Below are 21,040 nucleotides of genomic sequence, written 5' to 3' on the forward strand. Positions count from 1 at the left end.
CAGGCATTGAACCCACGCTTGCACAAGCCGGGCCACATTTTAATGACAGCGGGCAAACGAAAAAACTCCGTACTCCGGTCGCGTTCAGGCGAGCAGAATACAGAGTTTAGGCGCCCGTTTTCGGATTGAAACCGAGGCGAGGCGAAATTTACACAAGCCTTACGCGGCGGCGAACAAATGTTCATTGATGAGTACGTTGGCGTCGCTCAGGGCTTTGCTGCGCACTTCGTCACCGTAGGCCAGGCCTTCGGCGCGTACGAACTCGATGTCGGTGATGCCAAGGAAGCCCAGTACCAGCCGCAGGTAGCCTTCATGGGCCGCGCCAGAGGTTTGTCCGGCGTGCAGGCCACCGGCCGTGGAGACGATGATGACTTTCTTGTCGCCGCACAGGCCTTCAGGGCCGGCTTCGGTGTAGCGGAAGGTCTGACCGGCCACCGCGATGCGGTCGATCCAGGCCTTGAGCTGGCTCGGGATGGTGAAGTTGTACATCGGCGCGCCGATCACCAGCGCGTCGGCGGCGAGGAATTCAGCCAGCGACGAAGCGCTCAGCTCGGCCTCGTGCTTTTGCGCGGCGTCGCGCAGTTCCTCGGCGGTGCCCAAGGCACCCAGGGTGGCGCCGGAGAAATGGTTGATGCCCTCGCTGGCCAGGTCGCGGTAAGTCACCTGCACGCCTGGCTCGGCGGCTTGCCACGCACGCACCACGGCGGCGCTGAGCGCACGGGAAGCCGAGTTGTCACCCAGAATGCTGGAATCGATATGCAACAGTTTCATGGCCATGCTCCAAATGAGATCAGGAATGTCGATCAGATGGTGCTAAGGCTACGCATCAAACCAATAGCCGATAAGACGCCTGAAATGCGATAGTTTGTCCCACTGACAGGACAATAGACCACGCATGCAAGACCTGAACGATCTTTACTACTTTGCCAAAGTCGTCGAAGCCGGCGGCTTTGCCGCAGCCGGGCGGTTGCTGGGCATTCCCAAGTCGCGCCTGTCGCGGCGCATCGCCGAGCTGGAAGAGCGCCTCGGCGCACGCCTGCTGCAACGCACCACGCGGCAACTGACCCTCACCGCCGTCGGCGAACGTTACCTGCGCCACTGCCAGGCGATGCTGCTGGAAGCGGAGGCGGCCGACGAGGCCGTGGCCAGCATGTCCAGCCAGCCTCGGGGGCGCCTGCGCGTCAGTTGCCCGGTGGGGTTGGCGCAGAACATCCTGCCGGACCTGGTGGCGGGCTTTCTCGCCGCTCACCCCCAGGTGCAACTGGAGATGACCCTGGTCAACCGTCGCGTCGACCTGGTCGCCGAAGGCATCGATGTGGCCCTGCGTGTGCGCGAACTGGGCGATGAAGACCCACTGCTGGTGACCAAGCGCCTGCGCGCCGCACAGACAGCGCTGGTGGCCAGCCCGAGCTTCCTGCACGGTCGGTCGATCACCACCCTTGACGACCTCAAGCAACTGCCGATCCTCGGCGCGCTGGAGGCCGACCGCATGGTGCATCAACGCCTGCTTGACCCCCAGGGCAACGCTCACGACCTGGTGATGGAGGCGCGCCTGGGCATTGATGATTTTGTCGTGCGCAAGGCCAGCGCGATTATGGGCGTGGGCTTTACTGTGTTGCCCATGATGTACTGCGAAGAGGAGCTTGCCAGTGGCCGGCTGGTGCAATTGCTGCCGGAGTGGTCACTGCCGGGGGGCTGGCTGCAGGCTGTGTACCCGCACCGACGTGGCGTGCTGCCGGCGATTCGCGCGTGGATCGACTACCTGGAAGAAGGTTTCAAAAGCTGTGGAGATCGCCTGTTATGAGCCTGACTGAAACACAAGTCGCACATTTCTGCCTGGGCCTGCCCGGCGCGCGGGAAGATTACAAATGGGGTGGCGTGCGGGTGTTTTCGATTGCCGGCAACAAGATGTTCGCCCTGCAGAACCTGCGCGGCGACTCGCTGGCATTCAAGGTGGACCAGGACCTGTTTCTCGGCCATGTCGACCGTCCGGGTATTCATCCCGCGCCGTACCTGGCGCGCGCCCACTGGATCATCATGAATACGCCCTACCCGCTGGGCGACGATGAACTGCGCGGCCTGTTGCAACGCTCTCACCAACTGGTGGTCAGCAGGTTGCCCAAGCGCACGCAGATCGGGTTGAAGCTAGAGGATTGAGCCCAGGGTACCGCCCAGGAACAGCTGATCGAGCCAGAACACCTGGTGCAGCAGCACAATCACCCAGAACAGCACCTGGTAAGACACCTTACGCGTCTTGTGCCGGAACACTTGCTGAGCGATTAACGCGCCAGGCCAGCCGCCCGCCAGCTCGACGGCGTGCAGGACGTTTTCGGGGGTGCGCCAGCTGTCGGTGCGGGCTTTGCGTTTATCGCTCCAGTACAAGAAAAACGCCACCACGCTGACCACGCCATACGCCACCAGCGGCAACACGGTCTCGCCGCGATACCACAGCAGGCCCGCGCCCAGCAGCGGCGCCGCGCACAGCAGTACAAAGACCAGCGCCTTGAGGCGGGGATGCTGGATCGTCATGCCTTGGCGGCCGCCCAGTCGATCCAGCCGAACTGCCAGGTCGCCAGGATCAGCAGGCCGAACGCGATCCGGTACCAGGCGAACACCGCGTAGCTATGGCTGGCAATGAACTTGAGCAGGCCCTTGACCGCGATCATCGCGAAAATGAATGAGGTGACGAAGCCGATGGCGAATACCGGCAGGTCAGCCGGCTGGAACAGGTCGCGGTACTTGTAGCCCGAGTACACCGCCGCGCCCACCATGGTCGGCATGGCCAGGAAGAACGAAAACTCGGTGGCGGTCTTGCGCGACAGGCCGAACAACAGGCCGCCGATAATGGTTGCGCCGGAGCGCGAGGTGCCGGGAATCATCGCCAGGCATTGGGCAAATCCCACCTTCAGTGCATCCTTCCAGGTGATGTCATCCACTGTTTCGGCGTGCACTTCATGCTGGCGGCGCTCGGCCCACAGCATGATCAAACCACCCACTACCAACGCGGCGGCGACAGTGATCGGGTTGAACAGGTAATGGTGAATGGCATCGGCGAAAATCACCCCCAGCACCACCGCCGGCAAAAACGCGATCAGCAGGTTGGCGGTGAAACGCCGGGCCTTGGGTTGGGTTGGAAGGCCGGTAACCACATCGAAAATCTTGCCGCGAAACTCCCACACCACCGCGAGAATGGCGCCCAGCTGGATGATGATATTGAAAGCGTTGAAACGGTCGCCGGTGAAATCCAGCAAATCGGCCACGATGATCTGGTGGCCGGTGCTGGAGATCGGCAGGAACTCGGTGAGCCCCTCGACGACGCCCAGAATAAGTGCCTGTATGGCGGTCCAAAAATCCATGCTTCCCCCAAAGGTCATGCTTGGCGCATGCCCGGTTAGTCTTTTAATGGTTCACTGACGACGAGCGCGCTGAAGGCCCGGCGTTGACCATGGTCAATGCCGGTCTGCAAAAATTCTGTGAAAAATCAGGCAGTACTCAGGTTTTTCGATTTCAGGCCGAAAGCCTATCAGACAAGGCGTAAAAGTCGATGAAACGCCACAATTATAAAAAAGCCGGAGTGACAGGACGATGAACAGTTTGCGCAATATGTCGATCAGCCGGCGGCTCTGGCTGATCCTGATAGTCGCCGTGCTGATGCTGTTGGCTTTGGGTTTGCTGATGCTCAAGCAGATTCATGACGACCTTTACCAGGCCAAGCGCCTGCAGACCCAGCACGTGGTACAGACCGCCAGTGGGATCCTGGCGTTTTATCACGGCCTGGAAACCACCGGCGCGATGACCCGCGAAGCCGCGCAGAAACAGGCCCTCAGCGCCGTACGGGGGCTGCGCTACGACCACGACGACTATTTCTGGATCAACGACCTCACGCCCGTGATGGTGATGCACCCGGCCAACCCCAAGCTCGACGGCCAGAACCTCTCGGCCATCCGCGACCCCGACGGTTTTGCCGTGTTCAACGAATTCGTGGCCCTGGCCAAGGCCAAGGGCGCCGGTATCGTCAACTATCGTTGGCCCAAGCCTGGGGCCGAAGCGCCGGTGGCCAAGACTTCGTATATCCAATTGTTCGAACCCTGGGGCTGGATTATCGGCTCCGGTGTGTATGTGGACGACGTGCAGGCCGAGTTCAACGGGCAGGTATGGAAAGCCTCGATGATCGGCCTGGTGATCGCGCTGGTCATGGCCCTGCTGGTGACACTGATCGCCCGCAGCATCGTGCAGCCGCTGCAGGCTGCGGTGAACGCCATGGGCAATATCGCCAGCGGCGAAAGCGACCTGACCCGCAGCCTCGACACCCACGGGCGCGACGAAGTCACTCAACTGTCCCAGCACTTCAACAGCTTTACCGCCAAGCTGCGCCAGGTGGTCAGCCAGTTGCAGGCGTGCGCCAATGCCTTGGGCCAGTCCTCCCAGGAGTTGGGCAATAACGCCAGCCAGGCCCATGACCGCAGCCAGCAGCAGTCCCAGCAGATGGAACTGGTGGCCACCGCCATCAATGAAGTCACCTATGGCGTGCAGGACGTGGCCAAGAATGCCGAACACGCCGCCAGCGAAATGCGCGACGCCCAGGCCCAGGCGCAGCAGGGCCAGGTCAATATCGATGGCAGCCTGCAACGCATCGATCAGCTCTCCACCACCATCAGCCAGGCCGTGGACGTGATCCGCACCTTGTCCAGTGAAAGCACGCAGATCGGCGGCGTATTGGAAGTGATCCGCTCCATTGCCGACCAGACCAACCTGCTGGCGCTCAACGCCGCGATTGAAGCCGCGCGCGCCGGCGAGCAAGGCCGTGGCTTCGCCGTGGTGGCCGATGAAGTGCGCCTGCTGGCCCAGCGCACACAAAAATCCACCGCCGAGATCCAGGTGATGATCGAACGCCTGCAAGGTCATTCCGAAGCGGCGGTGAAGGTCATCAGCGACAGCCACAGCGCCTCGCAACTGACCATCGAACAGGCCGGTCTGGCGGGTGAAAGCCTGAACGCGATCGGCCAGGCGCTGCGCAACCTCAACGGTCTTAATGCATCTATCGCCAGTGCGACCTTGCAACAATCCCATGTCGTGGAGGACATCAACCAGAACGTCACCCAGGCGGCCAGTCTGTCCCATAGCACCGCCCTGGCGGCGGAACAGTCGAGTGTGGCCAGTGCCCAATTGCGCGGTCTGAGTGAACAACTCGACGGGCTGCTGCGTCAGTTCAAGGTCTAGCGCTACCCGCTGCGGGAGGGACGCGCGCCCTCCCCGGCGGCCTCTGAGTGTTTTGTAGATTCCCTCCCTCTGGTTACAATCCCCGCCTCTTTTACTCTCCCAAGGAACCGCCATGTCCGGGCTTGAACTATTCGCCTTTGCGCTGGGGGTGATCGCCGTCTGGCTGACGGTCAAGCAGAACCCCTGGTGCTGGCCCATCGGGCTGGTGATGGTGCTGCTCTCCACCTGGCTGTTCTACGAGGTGAAGCTGTATTCCGACATGCTGCTGCAGGTGGTCTACGCCGCGCTGCAAGTGTATGGCTGGTGGCAATGGACCCGCGCCGGCGAAGTCAAGCAAGGCCGGCAGGTGACTCGCCTGGGCGTGCCGGCCGTCCTGGCCAGCCTGGCGCTGGGCGCGGTTGGCAGCCTGTTGCTCGGCGCGGCAATGGCGCACTGGACCGACGCCGCGCAACCCTGGCTCGACGCCGCGCTCACCGGTTTTAGCCTGGTGGCGCAGGTATGGATGGCGCAGAAACGCGTGCAATGCTGGCCGTTGTGGATTTGCGTGGATGTGATCTTTGTCGGGCTGTTCCTCTACAAAGGCATGCACCTCATTGCCGCGCTGTATGCGCTGTTCACCGTGATCGCCGTGCAAGGCTGGCGCGAGTGGCGCGCCGATCCGGCGTTGCGCACATGAAGGTGGTGGTATTGGCCGGCCCGGAATCCAGCGGCAAAAGCTGGCTGGCGGCGCAATTGCAGGCGCAGTTCGGCGGGTTGATGGTCGGCGAGTACGTGCGGTATTTCATCGACCATCACCAACGCGATACCTGCCTGGCAGACATCCCGGCCATTGCCCGCGGCCAATTGGCCTGGGAAGACGCCGCCCGCGCCGAGCGCCCGGACCTGCTGATCCTCGACACCCACCTGCTGACCAACCGGCTATGGAGCCAGACCTTGTTCGGCGACTGTCCCGCCTGGCTTGAAGATGAGCTGCTGGCCCGTCACTACGACCTGCATCTGTTGCTGTCGCCCGACGATGTGGAATGGACCGCCGACGGCCAGCGCTGCCAGCCTTGCCTGGCGGACCGCCAGGCGTTTTTCCAGGCGGGCCTGGACTGGCTGCACCGGCATCAACAGCCCACCGTGGTGATCGGAGGCGATTGGGAGGAACGCCGGCAAGCGGCGTTCGCGGCGGTGGGAAAACTGCTCAACCAGCCTCTATAACAGCGAACACGCCGACAGAGGCTGGGCGTGGATCAGTAGCCCAAGGACAAACCGGTATTACGACGCGGGTCATTGGCCCCATAAAACCGGTTGTTGCCCACCGGCTTGCCGCCCAGCGAAGGCGCGCCCACCAGGATCGCCGCCAAGTGGTTGGCGTCCTGCGGACCTGCGAACTTATGGCCCCAGCTCTCGAGGATTTTCTGGGTATCCGGGCTCACCGCAAACGTCTCCAGGTTGGTCGTCTCGGGCATCCACTGTTGGTGGAAGCGCGGCGCGTCCACCGCTTCCTGGATATTCATTTTGTAGTCGATCACGTTGAGGATCGTCAGCAACGTCGCGGTGATGATGCGGCTGCCGCCCGGCGTGCCCACCACCATCACGGCCTTGCCATCCTTGGTCACGATGGTCGGGCTCATGGATGACAGCGGCGCCTTGCCCGGTGCGATCGCATTGGCTTCGCCCTGCACCAGGCCGTACATGTTCGGCACGCCGACCTTGACGGTGAAATCGTCCATTTCGTCATTGAGAATGACACCGGTCTTGCTTGCCATCACGCCGGCACCGAACCAGTCGTTAAGGGTGTAAGTGACCGAAACCGCATTGCCCCACTTGTCGACGATGGAATAGTGGGTGGTGTTATTGCCTTCATGGGGCGCCACACCGGGCTTGATCGCCTGGGAGTCGCCAGCCTTTTGCGGCTCGATGGCGGCGCGCAGCTTGGCGGCGTAGTCCTTGTCCAGCAGATGGTAGATGGGGTTTTGTACGAAATCCGGATCGCCCAGGTAGCTGTTGCGGTCCACGTAGGCGTGACGCATCGCTTCGATCTGGTAGTGCAGGCCCTGGGCCGAGTGGTAGCCCAGGTCGGCCATCGGGTAGCCTTCGAGGATGTTCATGATCTGGCAGATCACCACCCCACCGGAGCTGGGTGGCGGCGCCGAGACCACGTGGTAGCCGCGATAGTCGCATTCGATGGGCGCCAGTTCGCGGGTCTTGTACTTGTCCAGGTCGGCCTGGGTGATGATGCCCTTGCCGGCCTGGCTGGAATCCACCAATGCCTTGGCGACCCAGCCTTTATAGAAACCGTCGTTGCCTTTGGCGGAGATTTCCTTGAGGGTCCTGGCCAGGTCTTTCTGCACCAGTTTCTGACCGACCTGCAGCGGCTGGCCGTTATGCAGGAAGATCCCGCGCAGGTCTTTGTCTTTTGCGAACTCGCCGGTGGCGGTGTGCAGCAGGTCAATATCGCCTTGCTCCAGGGCGAAGCCGTTTTCCGCCAGTTTGATCGCCGGGGCAATGACCTGGGCACGCTTGAGGGTGCCGTATTTGCTCAAGGCCAACTCCATGCCGGAGACCGTACCAGGCACGCCGACCGCCAGATGGCCTTTGGCGCTCAGGCCCTCCACGACATTGCCGTCCTTGTCCAGGTACATGTCGGCGGTGGCCGCCAAGGGCGCTTTTTCGCGGAAATCGAGGAAGGTCTTGCGGCCGTCGGCCAGTTGCACGGTCATGAAACCGCCGCCGCCCAGGTTGCCGGCGGCCGGGTACACCACCGCCAGCGCATAGCCCACGGCCACCGCCGCATCCACTGCGTTACCGCCAGCTTTAAGCACATCCACGCCCACGTGGGTGGCCAGATGCTGGGCCGTGACCACCATGCCGTTTTCACCGGCCACCGGGGCCTGGGACGCGGCGTGCACGCCGCTGACCGTCAACACCAGGGCAGTGGCAATCAATGTGCGGCTGAAGGGTTGGTATTTCATCCATGGCTACTCGGGTGATTGAGATGCACCAAAATAGCCCGACTCAGATCCCAGCCCCAGCGCAATGGCGTTTTTATTACAGAACTTGTCGGTCACGGGACGAAGCCATCAATATGCCTGCATCTTGCAAAGCGCTGCCCCGCTGCTGGCATCTGGCGGTTATCCCGTTAGAATCAGCTCCCCTGCCCTTTGAGACGAGCCGCCCATGAGCTTTGATTTCGACACGATCCACTCCCGCCTCGGCACCGGCAGCACCAAGTGGAGCCGTTACCCGGAAGACGTGTTGCCGATGTGGATCGCCGACATGGACATCGCCGCGCCGCCGGCGGTGCTGCAAGCCCTGCGCGAACGTCTCGACCAGCAGATCCTCGGCTACAGCGTGGCCGGCCCGCAGGTGCGCCAGGCCATCGTCGACGACTTGTGGGCCAAGTACGCCTGGCGCGTGCTGCCCGAAGAACTGCTGTTCCTGCCCGGCGTCGAACCTGGCTTCAATATGGCGCTGCACGCCTTTGTGCAGCCCGGCCAACCGGTGGTGTTGCAAACCCCCAACTACCGGCCGATTCGTCTGGCGCCGGGCCACTGGAACCTGCCACGCGTCGAAGTGCCGTTTGCATTCGAAAACGGTGAATACCTGACCCCGTTGCCCGCGATGCGTCAGGCACTGAATGGCGCAGGAGCGCTGCTGCTGAGCAACCCGCACAACCCCATCGGCAAAGTATTCCCACGCGAAGAACTGCTGGCCGTGGCGAACGCCTGCCTGGACAACGGTGCATTGATCATCAGCGACGAAATCCACGCCGAACTGTGCTTCGATGGCCGCCGCCACATCCCTACCGCCAGCTTGAGCCCGGCCATCGCACAGCGCACGATTACGCTGATGTCGGCGAGCAAGGCCTATAACGTCGCGGGCCTGAAAACCTGCTTTGCGGTGATCCAGAACGCCGAGATCCGCGAGCGTTTCAACAACGCGCGCTGCGGCATGGTCGACAGCGTCAGCCCCTTGGGCCTGGAAGCGACCCGCGCCGCTTACAGCCAATGCGGCGAGTGGCTCGACGCGCTGCTCGCGTACCTGCAGGCCAACCGCGACTATCTGATGACGGCGGTGCGCAGCCGCTTACCCGGCGTGGTGATGCATGCGCCGCAAGGTACCTTCCTGGCCTGGCTGGATTGCAGCGCTCTGGGCCTGGAAGATCCGCAGCAATTCTTCCTGGAACAGGCTAAGGTCGGTTTGAGCGCAGGCATTGAGTTTGGTGATGACAGCCAACAATTCGTGCGCCTGAATTTCGGCTGCCCACGGGCGATACTGGAAGAAGGCCTGCAACGCATGGAGCGGGCGCTGCGCGAACGCTGAGAAACGAACCGTGGGAGCGCCGCTCCCACAGTCGGGCCGACTAGAGTTTGGCGATGGACACTTCGGTGGACTTCACAAAGGCAATCACTTCACTGCCCACTTTCAATTCTAGGTCGCGCACCGAGCGGGTGGTGATGACCGAGGTGACAATACCGGACGCGGTCTGCACGTCGATTTCCGATACGACCTCCCCTAGCAGGATTTCCTTGATCACACCCTTGAACTGGTTGCGCACGTTGATCGCTTTGATGGTCATGTCGGCTTTCCTGATGGCTGTTGGGTAATCCGCACGAATGCGCAGGGTCCCAACATGCGCCACGCCTTGATATATGAAAAGGAATAAATAACTATTTATTTATTCCTTTAGGAAATATACGCCTTCCAGGCATCAAGGCTTACGCGTTTGCCCCGGCAGCTGTCAGCGTTACCCAATAGCGCGTGCGCGCGTGCACCTCAAAACCCAAGGTCGAGGCCAGCAAACCCAGGACGCTGTCAGTGTCGTCCAACCGAAAACTCCCGGTAACGCGCAGCGTTTCAAGGCTGGGGTCCCAGCGCAGCACGCCGGGACGGTAGCGTTCAAGCTCGCGCAAAAAATCTCCCAGGGCTTGGTTCTGCGCAGTCAGCACGCCGTCGCGCCAGCCCAGTTGCAATACGTCGAACGGCAGCGATGCGCCCAGACCGGTGGCATTCAATGGCCCTTGCTGGCCACCCCGCAGCGTGGATACCTGCCCGTTCGCATCACGCACCTGCACCGCGCCTTTGAGCACCGAGACGCGGCAGCCGGCGGCCAGTTGCCGCACGCAGACGTCGGCCTGGCTGACCCGCAGTTGCCCGTAACGGGTGTAAACCGTCATTGCAGCCGCACCAGGCACGTTCAGCGCCAGCTCGCCGTCAACCAGGGTGACGTGTCGCTGTGCCAGGTCCACATCCACTGCCGTGGCGGTATTGAGTTGCAGGCTGGCGCCATCAGCCAATGGCAGGCGTTGGCGTTCGCCGGTGGCGGTGCGCACATCGGCGCGCCAGGCGTCGAGAGGCAACTGACGGCTGATCAGCCACGCCGTGGGCACCAGGGCGGCCACTCCCAACGCACGCTTGAGCACCGCGCGCCGCCCTGGCTGCGGGCGGTCAAGGCTGGCCATCGCCAGGGCCGGGGGCAAGTTACTGAAGCGCTGGCGCAAGGTCTGGGCTTTTTGCCAGGTCTGCTCGTGCTGGGGATGGCTGTCGCGCCAATGTTGCAGCGCGGCATGATCGCGCTCGGTGGCCGCGCCGGACTCCAGCAGCGCCAGCCACTGCGCCGCCGCGCGCGCTACGTCTCGGCTCACAGCGCCACCAGCAGACAATGTTCGTAGGCCTGGGCCATGTAGCGTTTGACGGTGCGCTCGGACACATCAAGGCGTTCGGCGATCTCGCGATAACCCAGGCCTTCCAATTGACTCCACAGAAAGGCACGGCGCACGAGCACCGGCAAACCGTCGAGCAGTTCATCCAGCGCCTGCAGGGTTTCCAGCAGCAGCCAGCGCTGTTCGGGCGACGGCACGTTGGCTTCGGGCAAGGTGGACAGGGCATTCAGGTAGGCCTGTTCGAGGCTGCGCCGCTGATGGAAATTGACCAGCAAACGCTTGCCTACCGTCACCAGGTACGCGCGTGGTTCGTGCACCTGCGCAATCGGCTGGGCACTGGCCAACACCCGCAGAAATGTATCCTGGCTCAGGTCCGCCGCATCCCAGGCGTTGCCCAGCCGCCGGCGCAGCCAGTTTTCCAGCCAACTGCGGTGGTCACGGTACAAGCTCGACAGCGTCGGTTCGGGGGCGTGCGTAGGGACAACGGCATCATTCATGGCAAGCAACCTGCGCGGCGCGAGTGAGTCTCAAATGAGATTCATTCTATTTAATATCGCGCCGCTATACCACGAACTTTTCCTACATGCTTCTGTAAAAGCTTGCCACGGGTTTTACGTGCGAGATAACCGGTCCGGTTTTGCGCATTCAGGCAGCTCGCTGCGGTTTCATTAGAAGCCGCGCTTGCGCAACCACTGCAAAAAGCCTTTTTTTACCGGCACCACCGGCGCTTCCTGGGTCAGGGCCTGGGCGGCGTGTACGCGGAAATCCAGCAGGGTTTTCATCGCGTCGCCGATATCGTGTCGGGCATCCAGACATGGCGTCAGGTATTCCTTCTCGATGCGGTACAGGGTGCAGAAGGTTTTGGCGGTGAAATCCGCCAGGGTTGCCTCGTCGGACAGGATGCCCGCCTCGCCGATCACCTCGCCCGGGCCCATGCGCCCGGCCTCGAACTTGTGCCCGCCCTTGGTGAGCATCACCGACACCACGCCGGACTCGACGATAAACAAATGGTCGCTGACCTCGCCCGCCGGCAGGATCATCTCGCCGGCGCGGTAGGTGCTCAGGGTCATGTTCTGGCTGAAGGTTTCCTTTTCTTCCTGGCGCAGGGTGGAAAAAATCGTCGAGCTGTCCAACAGCGCCCGTGCGCGGGAAGTCACCACCGGGGCCGCGCTTTCGGAGGCCGACAACAGACTCACGCCCGCCGCCTGCAGGTGGCGGAAAGCCAGGTCATACAGCTGATTGCGCACCTCACGTTTGAGCGGCATCGCCGGCACGAACCCGCTGATCTCGTATTCCACCCCGCCACTGGCGGACGTTTTGAACGCCACGCTGGGCGCCGGCTTGGCCAGCAGCGGACGACAGCCCTGCATGGCGCGCTCCAACGCTTCGATCACCGTTTGCGGGCGCGCATGGGGGCTGACCTGCAGGCTGACCGCCAGCCCGAACATATCCGCCGGGCGCGAGAAATTGATGATCTTGGCCTTGGCCGCCAGGGAATTGGGGATCACCGCCATGCTGCCCTGGGAAGTTTGCAGCCGAGTGGCGCGCCAGTCGATATCGGTGACGCGGCCTTCGGTGCCGTCGATGGAGATCCAGTCATCCAGTTGGTAGGGCTTGGTGGTATTGAGCACGATCCCGGAAAACACGTCGCTCAAAGTGCTTTGCAGCGCCAGGCCGACAATGATCGCCACCGCGCCGGACGTGGCGAGCACGCCTTTGACCGGCAGATCGAGCACATAGGCCATGGCGGCGATAATTGCGATGAGGAAAATCACCGCGCCCATCAAATCCTGCAACAACCGCCCGGTATGACCGACCCGCTGCATCATCAACGCGCCCAGCAGCACGGTGAGCGTGCGCGCCGCGAACAGCCACCAGCCGATCTGCAACGCCGTGGCAGCCAGATGCAGCGCCGTGTCATCGGCATAGGGGGCCAACTGCATAGGGTTCATGCCGTCGTTGAACAGCACGGCGCTGAACACCGCAAAAATGACCAAGCGCGCCGCCAACTTCCAGTTGGCCAGGTTGGGAGAAATAAGGCGCCACACGGCGATGTCAATCAGGATCAGCGCCAAAGCGCACAGCATCGGGTGGTCAGCGATAAACGAGGGCATCCAGGCGACTCCAGGGCGAATGACGGGAAGATCGCATGAAATGAGCCTATCGGAAACAAATTGTGTCGTGGCGCCCCCTCGGTGTTCTGCGCAAAAAAACCGCATCGGTGGTGAACGAGCTTGCCTCGCCCAAGGCCGGTTCATTCACCACAAAAAAGGGGCCGCTCACATCCGCCCGAACTTGCCGGATTGAAAATCCGCAAAGGCCTGATGAATCTCCTGCTCGGTGTTCATCACAAACGGTCCATGCCCCACGATGGGCTCATCGATCGGCTCGCCGCTGAGCAGCAATACCTTGGCGTCGTCATTGGACTCCAAGGTTAATTGGTGCCCATCACGCTCGAACAACGCCAATTGCCCTTGGCGCGCGACTTCCTCGCCATTGATCAACAGCGTTCCGCGCAGGATCACCAGGGCAGTGTTACGCCCGGCATGCAGGTCCAGGGTCACCGGTTTGCCGGGATTGAGCCGCAGATCCCACACATCAATGGCTGTAAACGTGCGTGCAGGCCCCTTGGCACCGGCGAACTCACCGGCGATCAAACGCAGTTGCCCGGCGTCGTTGGCCAGAGGCAGCACCGGGATATCGGCGTCGACGATGGTTTGGTAACCCGCCTCGGCCATCTTGTCCTTGGCCGGCAGGTTGACCCACAGCTGCACCATCTCCAGCGCACCGCCGCGGCGAGCAAACGCTGGGGAATGAAACTCCTCATGCAGGATGCCCTTGGCCGCCGTCATCCATTGCACATCACCTGGGCCGATAGTGCCGCCGGCTCCGGTGGAATCGCGGTGCTCGACTTCACCGTCGTAAACAATGGTCACGGTTTCAAACCCGCGATGGGGGTGCTGGCCCACACCACGACGCTGTTCGGTCGGGGTGAATTGCGCCGGGCCGGCGTGGTCCAGCAGCAGGAATGGGCTGATGTGCTTGCCCATCGAGTCGTAGGAAAACAGCGTACGCACCGGAAAGCCATCGCCCACCCAGTGGCCGCGAGGGCTGGTGTAGATGCCGATTAATTTTTTCATGATGTACCTCCAAAGTGGGTACACCATACGGCCGACGGCACATTAGCACTAGACGGCAAACCTGGCCTGGATTGTCCTATGTATAGGACAGTTCCGCCGGCAGACGCGCGCGCAGCAGGTAAAACCCCAACCCCGCCAGGATCGCAGAACCGGCCTGGATCATGATCATCGGCGTCGCGCTGCCGTCGTGCAGGTGGCTCAACAACAGGCCGCTGCAGGTCGCTCCGAACATCTGCGCAAACCCCATCAGCCCTGCTGCCAGGCCGGCGCGGTGAGCATTGGGCATCACCGCGCCGGTGACCGCGCCCGGCAGCACCAGACCGCCGCCGAGGGTGGCGAGGGCTATCGGAATATCCAGCCCCAGCACCGACAAGCCGAACACTTGATAGATCACCAGCGCCGACACCCCACCCAGCGCCACCAGCGTCACGCCCCTGGTCACAATGCGCTGGGGCCCCAGGCGCATGATATTGCGTCGGGTATAGGTGGAGCCGACGATCAACATCGACACGATCAGGCCGAAATTGATGCCGTACGCCAGACTGCTGAAACCCAGCAGATTGATAAACACCGCCGACGAACCGGCGATTACCGCAAACATCGCGCCGTAGGTGCACGCCAGTGCCACCGCGTAGGCCCGGTAGGGTCGGTCTTTGAGCAGATTCAGGTACTGCCCGCCAAGGGTGCGCCAGTGGCCGGCCCTGGGGTCCAGGGCGTGATTGCTCTCGCGGAAAAACAGCAGCGCCAGCAGCCACACGACGCTGCCCATCACCGCCGCGAACAGGATCGGTGCGCGCCAGCCCACATAGTTGATCAGCAGCCCACCGACCATCGGCGCCACCACGATCGCGTAGAGCATGCCGATCATGGTCAGCGCCAGTGCCGGCCCCGCCTCGGCCCTCCACACGTCCCGCACCACCGTGCGTGCCAGCACCAACGCCGCGCAGGCACCCAGGCCTTGCATGACGCGGGCGGCAATGAACTGCTGGATGTCGTTGACCAGCAACATCGACAGGGTCGCCAACCCATACAGCGCCAGGCCGCCAAGCAAAACCGGACGCCGGCCGACACGGTCCGACAACGGCCCGAATATCAACTGCCCCAGGCCAAACGCCGCGACAAACGCCGACAGTGCCATCAACGCCGAGCCCGTCGGCGCCACCAGCGCATGCTCGATCGCGCCCAATCCGGGAATGATCAATTGGGTCGAGACTTCCCCCAACGCCGTGAGGGCCACCAGTAAAAACAGCAGGCTGCGCGATGGGACCGGGGCGTTTGTCATAGGGGGTATCCGGGGCTGGATTAATTTATATTTCGACCATAATATGGGCAAAAAATTATGTCCATAATTTTTTGCCCATTGGTTACTCCGGAGCCCGCCATGCCCCTTCTCCCCATGCGTCTGCTGACACCCCTGGCGCTGCTGACCGTTCTCAGCGGCTGCAACAGCCAGGCCGACACCCCCACCGCCGCGCCTGTGCGCCCGGTGCTCGCCGCCAAGGTCGAAGCCGCCGGCACCCAGCAAAGCGCCTACACCGGCGTGGTCGCCGCTCGCACCGAGAGCGACCTGGGCTTTCGCGTTGGCGGCAAGGTGATCGAGCGCAAGGTCGATCCAGGCCAGCACGTGTCCCGTGGCGATACCTTGCTGGTACTGGATGTGGGCGACTTCGAACTGGCCCTGCGTTCGGCAAAAAACCGTGTCAACGCCGCCCAGGCCCAATTGCGCCAGCGCCGTGACGATGCCAACCGCTACCAGCGCCTGGCCAGCACCGGGGCCGTGTCGCGGCAGATCTTCGATCAGTCGGCGACCAACCTGCGCGTTGCCGAAGCCGAACTGGCAGCGGCGCAATCCGACGCCAGCCAGATCGAAAACCGTCGCGCCTACTCGGTGCTCAAGGCCGACGGCGACGGCATCATCACCGACGTGCGTGCAGACCGCGGCCAGGTCGTCGCCGAAGGCCAGATCGTGGTGCGGCTGGCCCATGACGGCGCGCGTGAAGCCGTTGTCAACCTGCCGGAAAACAACCGCGAGCTGGCCGCGCAGAAAGCCCTGGCCTTCCCGTTCGGCGCACCGGACCAGACCGTGACCGCTACCCTGCGTGAGCTGTCCGCCAGTGCCGATCCCACCACCCGCACCTACCGCGCCCGCTATGTGCTGCAGGGCGCCGTCGAGCGCTTCGCCCTCGGCTCGACCATCACCGTGCGCCTGCAAGGTAACGGTCAGACCCAGCAGACCCGCGTCCCCATCGGCGCGCTGTACGACGCCGGGCATGGCACCGGCGTGTGGGTAATCGGTGCCGACAACCGCCTCAGCTTCGCCCCGGTCACCGTGGCCAGCCTCGGCCAGGAAGACGCTTTGCTCGCCGGCGGCGTCAGCCCGGGCCAGGTGGTCGTTGCGTTAGGCGCGCACTTATTGCACAGCGGCGACACCGTGCGCCTGCTGCCCGCCCAGGCGCTGGCTCTCAACCGTAAACAGGACAACTGAACATGCGCGGCATCAACCTCTCCGAACTGGCGGTCAAGCACCGCGCCGTCACGCTGTTTCTTATCCTGGCGATCCTCGCGGCAGGCGTCTTCTCCTTCGGCAAACTGGGGCGCGCCGAAGACCCGTCATTCACCGTGAAGGTGATGACCATCACCGCCGCCTGGCCCGGCGCCACCGCCCGGGAAATGCAGGAACAAGTCGCTGATCGTCTGGAAAAACGCCTGCAGGAACTGGACTACTACGACCGCGTCGAGACCATCGCTCAGCCGGGTTTCGTGTCGATGCGCATGACATTCCTGGAATCCACACGGCCCGGTGAAATCCAGGATTTGTTTTACCAGACGCGCAAAAAGCTCAGCGACGAAGCCACTCGCCTGCCCAATGGCGTGATCGGGCCGTTCTTCAATGACGAATATTCAGACGTGTACTTTGCGCTGTATGCCCTGGAAGCCGAGCACCTGCCCCACCGCCAGCAGGTACAGATGGCCGAGGATCTGCGCCAGAACCTGCTTACCGTGCCGGGGGTGAAGAAGGTCAATATCCTCGGTGAACAGGCGCAGCGGATCTTTGTGGAGTTTTCCTACGAGCGCTTGGCAACCCTGGGTATCACGCCGGCGCAGATCTTTGCCGCCCTCGCCGCGCAGAACGCGGTGGCGCCGTCGGGTTTTGTCGAGACCGCCGGCGCCCGTGCGTATATCCGCATCGACGGCGCCTTCGACAGCCTTTCGCTGATCGAAAACGTGCCGCTGGTCGCCAATGGTCGCGTGCTGCGCATCGCCGACGTGGCCAGCGTCAGCCGTGGCTACGAAGACCCACCCAGCTACCGCATCCGTCATCAGGGCGACCCGGCGCTGATGCTGGGCGTCATCATGCAGAAAAAATGGAACGGCCTGGAGTTGGATAAAAGCCTGCAGGCCGAGGAAGCGCGGATCCAGGCCGACCTGCCCCAGGGCGTGAATTTTGCCAAGGTGTCCGACCAGGCAAAAAACATCAGCCTGGCGGTGAACGAGTTCATGCTCAAATTCTTCGTCGCGCTGGCGGTGGTGATGGTCATCAGCCTGCTGGCCCTGGGTTTTCGCGTCGGGCTGGTGGTGGCGGCGGCGGTACCGCTGACACTGTCGATTGTTTTCGTGATCATGCTGGTCACCGGGCGCGAATTCGACCGCATTACCCTCGGCGCACTGATTATCTCCCTGGGTTTGCTGGTGGACGACGCAATCATTGCCATCGAGATGATGGTGGTCAAACTTGAAGAAGGCTTTGACCGCATCCACGCCGCCACCTTCGCCTGGAGCTCCACGGCGGCGCCGATGCTGACCGGCACGCTGGTGACCATCATCGGTTTCCTGCCGGTGGGGTTTGCGCGTTCCGGCGCCGGGGAATATGCCGGCAATATCTTCTGGATCGTCGGCTTCGCCCTGATCGCTTCATGGCTGGTGGCAGTGGTGTTCACGCCCTATCTGGGGGTGAAACTGCTGCCGGCGATCAAACCGGTGCCCGGCGGCCATGACGCCATCTACGCCGGCCGCTATTACCAGAGGCTGCGCAATCTGGTCGAGACCTGCGTGCGCCGGCGCTGGCTGGTCACCGGGCTGGTGGTCGCGGCCTTTGTACTGTGCGTGCTGGGCATGGCCGTGGTGAAAAAACAATTTTTCCCCAACTCCGACCGTTCCGAGTTGATCCTGGAGGTGTACATGCCGCCGGGCAGCGCCTTTAAAAGCACCGAGGCGGTCGCCGCGCAATTGGAAAAAGCGTTGTTGCAGGAGCCGCAGACCCGCATGGTCGACACTTATGTGGGCGGCGGCGCGCCTCGGTTCTTTCTGTCATTGAACCCGGAAATGCCCGACCCGGCGTTCGCCAAACTGATCGTGCAAACCCCCGACTCCCACGCACGCGACGCGTTGAAACTGCGCATGCGCGAGCGTATTGCGGCCGGCGAATTCCCGGCGGCGCGGGTGCGCGTCACCCAATTGCTGTTCGGCCCTCCCGTACCGTTCCCGGTGGTGTTTCGCGTGTCCGGCCCGGATGCGGATGTGCTGCGCGGCGTAGCCGAAGATGTGCGCAACGTTGTCGCCGCCAACCGGCTGACCCACGACGCGTTCCTTGATTGGGGCGAGCGCACCAGCGGTTATCGCCTGGTCCTGGACCAGGATCGCCTGCGCCTGCTGGGCTTTACGCCTGACGAGGTCAAGTCCCAGCTCAACGCGCTGCTCAGCGGTAACCCGATCACCGAAGTGCGCGAGGGCAACCGCACCGTGTCGGTGGTGGCCCGTGCCCAGGGCAGCCAGCGAGAAAACCTCGGCAACCTCAACAATATGACCCTGACCAACAGCGCCGGCACGGCGGTGCCGCTGGCCCAGGTGGGGCACTTGCAGGCAGTGATGGAGGACCCGATCCTCAAGCGCCGCAACCGCGCCAATACCGTGGAAGTGCGCGCCGACATCGTCGACGGCGTCCAACCGCCGGACGTGGAAATGGCCGTGTACAAAGACCTGCAACCGCTGATCGCGCAGTTGCCCACGGGCTATCGCATCGAAATCGGCGGCCCGGTGGAAGAAAGTGCCAAGGCCAACGTGGCCCTGGCCGCGCTCTTCCCGATCATGATCCTGCTGACGCTCACGGTGATCATGTTTCAGGTCCGCTCGTTCGGCGTGATGCTCATGGTTTTCGCCACCGCGCCGCTGGGCTTGATTGGCGCGGTGCCGACTTTGCTGCTGTTCAACCAGCCGTTTGGGTTCAACGCCATCCTCGGGCTGATCGGCATCGGCGGGATACTGATGCGCAACACCCTGATCTTCACCGACCAGATCCGCCAGAACCAGGACCACGGCATGGCCATCCGCGAGGCGATCATCGAAGCCACCGTACGCCGCACCCGGCCGGTGGTGCTGACCGCGCTTGCAGCGGCGCTGGCGTTTATCCCGCTGACGCTCTCGGTGTTCTGGTCTTCCCTGGCCTACGTGCTGATCGGCGGGGTGCTGGTGGGCACCGTGTTGACGCTGCTGTTTCTGCCGGCGCTGTGCAGCCTGGTGCTGGGGCGGGAGAAGACCAAGGTTGTCGAAACGTCCCACATAACCGCCGGATAAGCTCTACTCCTCTGCACTAAGAACCGCTGCAAAGTCCCTCGCCTGATCACACAGTGCGAGGGATTGCAGATGGTTTGTTTCGTGATGGCCCTGGTTGTTGGGGCCGTGTCTTGATTCCGGTCATTGCCAGCGTTGTCCTGGCACCCATGGATGCCAAAGCACCGGACATCGAACGCGTTTTGCGTGATTTTCGCGATTGCCTGAACACCTTTGATAAATGGGCCGACAGCTTCTGGAGCGTTTCGGCGCTTGAGGTCGAGCAGATCTTTAAAGTGGGGGAAGACGTTGCGCTGATCGCACCGGCTTCGTCCAGAAAACCCAACGCGGTTGTTGCCCGGTGTGATGCCCAGGGCTCGTTGACCCTGGTGCACCTGTTTGAAAGCACCCGCTTCGTGCCAATCGGCAACACCCCGGTGATGCTGCAAGCCTTGGCCGCGGATGGCAGCGCGATGGGCACGCCCATTCATCACACCATCGGCCCCAGCGGCATTCTGGAACTCAAGGACTGCACCCGCGACCAGACTTACCAGATCACTTTTTATCCCAACGTTTCCACAGATCATCTCAAGGCGCTGTACGCGTCTTATCAATCGGTGATCTCAGGGCTGGAAACGGACCTGCGCGATGAGTGGGCGAAGACCTTCAAACCCCAATGGGACGATTTTGCCAACGCCACTTCGCTCGAACGCAGCGCCATGCAAGGCGGGGCGTTTTCAAGTGGCTTGGCCAAGGCGCTATACAACCTGTGGGACAACGTTACGCAGCTGTATGACCTGCTATCGGATCTCAAGGCCAACAGCGAAAAGCTGTTGGCGTACATCTCCCAAGCCGAACTCGATGAGCTGCTGGCGCTGGGCAGCGACGCGATTGCCAACGGGTTGCTGCTGCTCAGTGATGAACCGCTGCTGTTTATCTACTTGTCGGCGATGGTCAGTTGGATGCGCCTGCTGCCGCCGCCCGAGATGTACGAACTGGCAGGCGAGATTACCGGTGAGGTGCTGATCAATCTGCTGTTGATCTGGGCGACGGCAGGCACAGGCGTGGTACTGCGCCTGGGGGCTCAGACGCTGAGCACCATCAAGTCCGCACGGGCAAGGGGCTTGTTGGAATTGCTTGCCAGTCACCTTAAGGGGCCGGGGCTAGAACCCCATGTCACAGCGGCCCGGCCATTGCTGCTGGGCAGCGCGGCGACGCCGATCAAGGCGGTGCCGGTTGCGCCGTTGAAGGCTGGGGAACAGGTGGTTACGAACGCGGTGCCGGCCGTTCGCAGCAAGACTCAGCAGACGGTGTTGGTGCGGCAGGAGCCTGTGGACGATGTGCCTGTTTCGGGGAAAAACCCGAACGGGGATGCGGCGGTTTCTTCGGATAAGACCGTTACTAACGGCTGCCCGGTGTCGATGGTTACCGGGGAGGAACTGCTGACCCTGACCGATGGCACGTTGGACGGGATTTTGCCGT

General features: G+C 62.5%; 17 protein-coding genes and 3 pseudogenes. 10 read left to right on the top strand and 10 right to left on the bottom strand.

Annotation, left to right across the window (positions count from 1 at the left end; translation table 11 throughout):
• Positions 1 to 159 precede the first annotated feature (159 nt).
• The gene (locus QRN10_RS09570) at positions 160 to 771 is read right to left on the bottom strand and encodes an FMN-dependent NADH-azoreductase (protein WP_266249110.1); all 612 of its coding nucleotides are present in this window, start codon (positions 769 to 771) and stop codon (positions 160 to 162) included.
• Positions 772 to 895: 124 nt separating this feature from the next.
• Here QRN10_RS09570 and QRN10_RS09575 point away from each other — a divergent pair, with 124 nt between their 5' ends.
• Positions 896 to 1,804, top strand: a complete 909-nt coding sequence (locus QRN10_RS09575; RefSeq protein WP_253507188.1) for a LysR substrate-binding domain-containing protein — start codon at positions 896 to 898, stop codon at positions 1,802 to 1,804.
• Positions 1,801 to 2,157, top strand: coding sequence for an MmcQ/YjbR family DNA-binding protein (locus QRN10_RS09580; protein ID WP_181079687.1), 357 nt, complete (start codon positions 1,801 to 1,803; stop codon positions 2,155 to 2,157). Before QRN10_RS09575 ends, QRN10_RS09580 begins: the two co-directional genes overlap by 4 nt.
• Here the strand turns inward: QRN10_RS09580 and QRN10_RS09585 are convergent.
• Together QRN10_RS09585 and QRN10_RS09590 are read right to left on the bottom strand one after the other, a co-directional pair.
• Positions 2,146 to 2,529, bottom strand: coding sequence for a DUF1294 domain-containing protein (locus QRN10_RS09585; RefSeq protein WP_253507185.1), 384 nt, complete (start codon positions 2,527 to 2,529; stop codon positions 2,146 to 2,148). The two genes, QRN10_RS09580 and QRN10_RS09585, sit on opposite strands and share 12 nt — an antisense overlap.
• Entirely contained in the window at positions 2,526 to 3,356 is an 831-nt protein-coding gene (locus QRN10_RS09590; protein ID WP_181079685.1) for an undecaprenyl-diphosphate phosphatase, read from the bottom strand. The genes QRN10_RS09585 and QRN10_RS09590 overlap by 4 nt, the downstream gene beginning before the upstream one ends.
• 319 nt (positions 3,357 to 3,675) lie before the next feature.
• On the opposite strand from QRN10_RS09590, the pseudogene QRN10_RS25280 reads away from it, so the two are divergent.
• The 4 genes and pseudogenes from QRN10_RS25280 to QRN10_RS09605 all read left to right on the top strand — a co-directional run.
• Positions 3,676 to 4,365: pseudogene (locus QRN10_RS25280) on the top strand (cache domain-containing protein); the annotation flags it as partial.
• A gap of 267 nt (positions 4,366 to 4,632) precedes the next feature.
• Positions 4,633 to 5,220, top strand: a pseudogene (locus tag QRN10_RS25285) (methyl-accepting chemotaxis protein); the annotation flags it as partial.
• A 112-nt stretch (positions 5,221 to 5,332) separates the two neighbouring features.
• Positions 5,333 to 5,896, top strand: coding sequence for a nicotinamide riboside transporter PnuC (pnuC, locus tag QRN10_RS09600; RefSeq protein ID WP_253507179.1), 564 nt, complete (start codon positions 5,333 to 5,335; stop codon positions 5,894 to 5,896).
• Complete coding sequence (locus QRN10_RS09605; protein WP_285428281.1) at positions 5,893 to 6,423, top strand: AAA family ATPase; 531 nt, start codon at positions 5,893 to 5,895, stop codon at positions 6,421 to 6,423. Before pnuC ends, QRN10_RS09605 begins: the two co-directional genes overlap by 4 nt.
• 32 nt (positions 6,424 to 6,455) lie before the next feature.
• Here the strand turns inward: QRN10_RS09605 and ggt are convergent, their stop codons facing one another.
• Positions 6,456 to 8,180 (bottom strand): gamma-glutamyltransferase, encoded by a 1,725-nt coding sequence (ggt, locus tag QRN10_RS09610; RefSeq protein ID WP_285428282.1) that lies wholly within the window; start codon positions 8,178 to 8,180, stop codon positions 6,456 to 6,458.
• A gap of 205 nt (positions 8,181 to 8,385) precedes the next feature.
• On the opposite strand from ggt, the gene QRN10_RS09615 reads away from it, so the two are divergent.
• Positions 8,386 to 9,531: a MalY/PatB family protein gene (locus QRN10_RS09615; protein WP_285428283.1), complete on the top strand. Its 1,146-nt coding sequence runs from the start codon at positions 8,386 to 8,388 to the stop codon at positions 9,529 to 9,531.
• Positions 9,532 to 9,571: 40 nt separating this feature from the next.
• Here the strand turns inward: QRN10_RS09615 and QRN10_RS09620 are convergent, their stop codons facing one another.
• The 6 genes from QRN10_RS09620 to QRN10_RS09645 all read right to left on the bottom strand — a co-directional run bounded on the left by QRN10_RS09620 (position 9,572) and on the right by QRN10_RS09645 (position 15,293).
• The gene (locus tag QRN10_RS09620; RefSeq protein WP_003173733.1) at positions 9,572 to 9,787 is read right to left on the bottom strand and encodes a TOBE domain-containing protein; all 216 of its coding nucleotides are present in this window, start codon (positions 9,785 to 9,787) and stop codon (positions 9,572 to 9,574) included.
• A 139-nt stretch (positions 9,788 to 9,926) separates the two neighbouring features.
• Positions 9,927 to 10,853 (bottom strand): FecR domain-containing protein, encoded by a 927-nt coding sequence (locus QRN10_RS09625; RefSeq protein ID WP_285428284.1) that lies wholly within the window; start codon positions 10,851 to 10,853, stop codon positions 9,927 to 9,929.
• Positions 10,850 to 11,368 carry a sigma-70 family RNA polymerase sigma factor gene (locus QRN10_RS09630; RefSeq protein WP_253507164.1) on the bottom strand — a complete coding sequence of 173 codons (519 nt, stop codon included), beginning with the start codon at positions 11,366 to 11,368 and terminating at the stop codon, positions 10,850 to 10,852. Before QRN10_RS09630 ends, QRN10_RS09625 begins: the two co-directional genes overlap by 4 nt.
• A gap of 171 nt (positions 11,369 to 11,539) precedes the next feature.
• Positions 11,540 to 12,985 (bottom strand): mechanosensitive ion channel family protein, encoded by a 1,446-nt coding sequence (locus QRN10_RS09635; RefSeq protein WP_181079677.1) that lies wholly within the window; start codon positions 12,983 to 12,985, stop codon positions 11,540 to 11,542.
• Between the two features lie 165 nt (positions 12,986 to 13,150).
• Positions 13,151 to 14,011 (bottom strand): pirin family protein, encoded by an 861-nt coding sequence (locus tag QRN10_RS09640; protein WP_181079676.1) that lies wholly within the window; start codon positions 14,009 to 14,011, stop codon positions 13,151 to 13,153.
• Positions 14,012 to 14,087: 76 nt separating this feature from the next.
• Entirely contained in the window at positions 14,088 to 15,293 is a 1,206-nt protein-coding gene (locus QRN10_RS09645; RefSeq protein WP_285428285.1) for a multidrug effflux MFS transporter, read from the bottom strand.
• Between the two features lie 99 nt (positions 15,294 to 15,392).
• Here QRN10_RS09645 and QRN10_RS09650 point away from each other — a divergent pair, with 99 nt between their 5' ends.
• The 3 genes and pseudogenes from QRN10_RS09650 to QRN10_RS09660 all read left to right on the top strand — a co-directional run.
• Positions 15,393 to 16,496: an efflux RND transporter periplasmic adaptor subunit gene (locus QRN10_RS09650; protein ID WP_253507158.1), complete on the top strand. Its 1,104-nt coding sequence runs from the start codon at positions 15,393 to 15,395 to the stop codon at positions 16,494 to 16,496.
• Between the two features lie 2 nt (positions 16,497 to 16,498).
• Positions 16,499 to 19,582 (top strand): efflux RND transporter permease subunit, encoded by a 3,084-nt coding sequence (locus QRN10_RS09655; protein ID WP_285428287.1) that lies wholly within the window; start codon positions 16,499 to 16,501, stop codon positions 19,580 to 19,582.
• Positions 19,583 to 19,692: 110 nt separating this feature from the next.
• A pseudogene (locus QRN10_RS09660) lies at positions 19,693 to 21,040 on the top strand (type IV secretion protein Rhs); the annotation flags it as partial.

Origin of the sequence: Pseudomonas sp. lyk4-R2A-8 (genome assembly GCF_030209095.1) — a bacterium.
Classification (GTDB): Bacteria; Pseudomonadota; Gammaproteobacteria; order Pseudomonadales; family Pseudomonadaceae; genus Aquipseudomonas; species Aquipseudomonas quebecensis.

Excerpts from the sequence above, each read along its gene's own strand:
- pnuC (WP_253507179.1), top strand. The coding sequence starts at position 5,333 with ATGTCCGGGCTTGAACTATTCGCCTTTGCGCTGGGGGTGATCGCCGTC.
- QRN10_RS09655 (WP_285428287.1), top strand. The coding sequence starts at position 16,499 with ATGCGCGGCATCAACCTCTCCGAACTGGCGGTCAAGCACCGCGCCGTC.
- QRN10_RS09645 (WP_285428285.1), bottom strand. The coding sequence starts at position 15,293 with ATGACAAACGCCCCGGTCCCATCGCGCAGCCTGCTGTTTTTACTGGTG.
- QRN10_RS09575 (WP_253507188.1), top strand. The coding sequence starts at position 896 with ATGCAAGACCTGAACGATCTTTACTACTTTGCCAAAGTCGTCGAAGCC.
- QRN10_RS09580 (WP_181079687.1), top strand. The coding sequence starts at position 1,801 with ATGAGCCTGACTGAAACACAAGTCGCACATTTCTGCCTGGGCCTGCCC.
- QRN10_RS09570 (WP_266249110.1), bottom strand. The coding sequence starts at position 771 with ATGAAACTGTTGCATATCGATTCCAGCATTCTGGGTGACAACTCGGCT.
- QRN10_RS09650 (WP_253507158.1), top strand. The coding sequence starts at position 15,393 with ATGCCCCTTCTCCCCATGCGTCTGCTGACACCCCTGGCGCTGCTGACC.
- QRN10_RS09615 (WP_285428283.1), top strand. The coding sequence starts at position 8,386 with ATGAGCTTTGATTTCGACACGATCCACTCCCGCCTCGGCACCGGCAGC.
- ggt (WP_285428282.1), bottom strand. The coding sequence starts at position 8,180 with ATGAAATACCAACCCTTCAGCCGCACATTGATTGCCACTGCCCTGGTG.
- QRN10_RS09585 (WP_253507185.1), bottom strand. The coding sequence starts at position 2,529 with ATGACGATCCAGCATCCCCGCCTCAAGGCGCTGGTCTTTGTACTGCTG.
- QRN10_RS09620 (WP_003173733.1), bottom strand. The coding sequence starts at position 9,787 with ATGACCATCAAAGCGATCAACGTGCGCAACCAGTTCAAGGGTGTGATC.
- QRN10_RS09635 (WP_181079677.1), bottom strand. The coding sequence starts at position 12,985 with ATGCCCTCGTTTATCGCTGACCACCCGATGCTGTGCGCTTTGGCGCTG.
- QRN10_RS09590 (WP_181079685.1), bottom strand. The coding sequence starts at position 3,356 with ATGGATTTTTGGACCGCCATACAGGCACTTATTCTGGGCGTCGTCGAG.
- QRN10_RS09605 (WP_285428281.1), top strand. The coding sequence starts at position 5,893 with ATGAAGGTGGTGGTATTGGCCGGCCCGGAATCCAGCGGCAAAAGCTGG.
- QRN10_RS09630 (WP_253507164.1), bottom strand. The coding sequence starts at position 11,368 with ATGAATGATGCCGTTGTCCCTACGCACGCCCCCGAACCGACGCTGTCG.
- QRN10_RS09640 (WP_181079676.1), bottom strand. The coding sequence starts at position 14,011 with ATGAAAAAATTAATCGGCATCTACACCAGCCCTCGCGGCCACTGGGTG.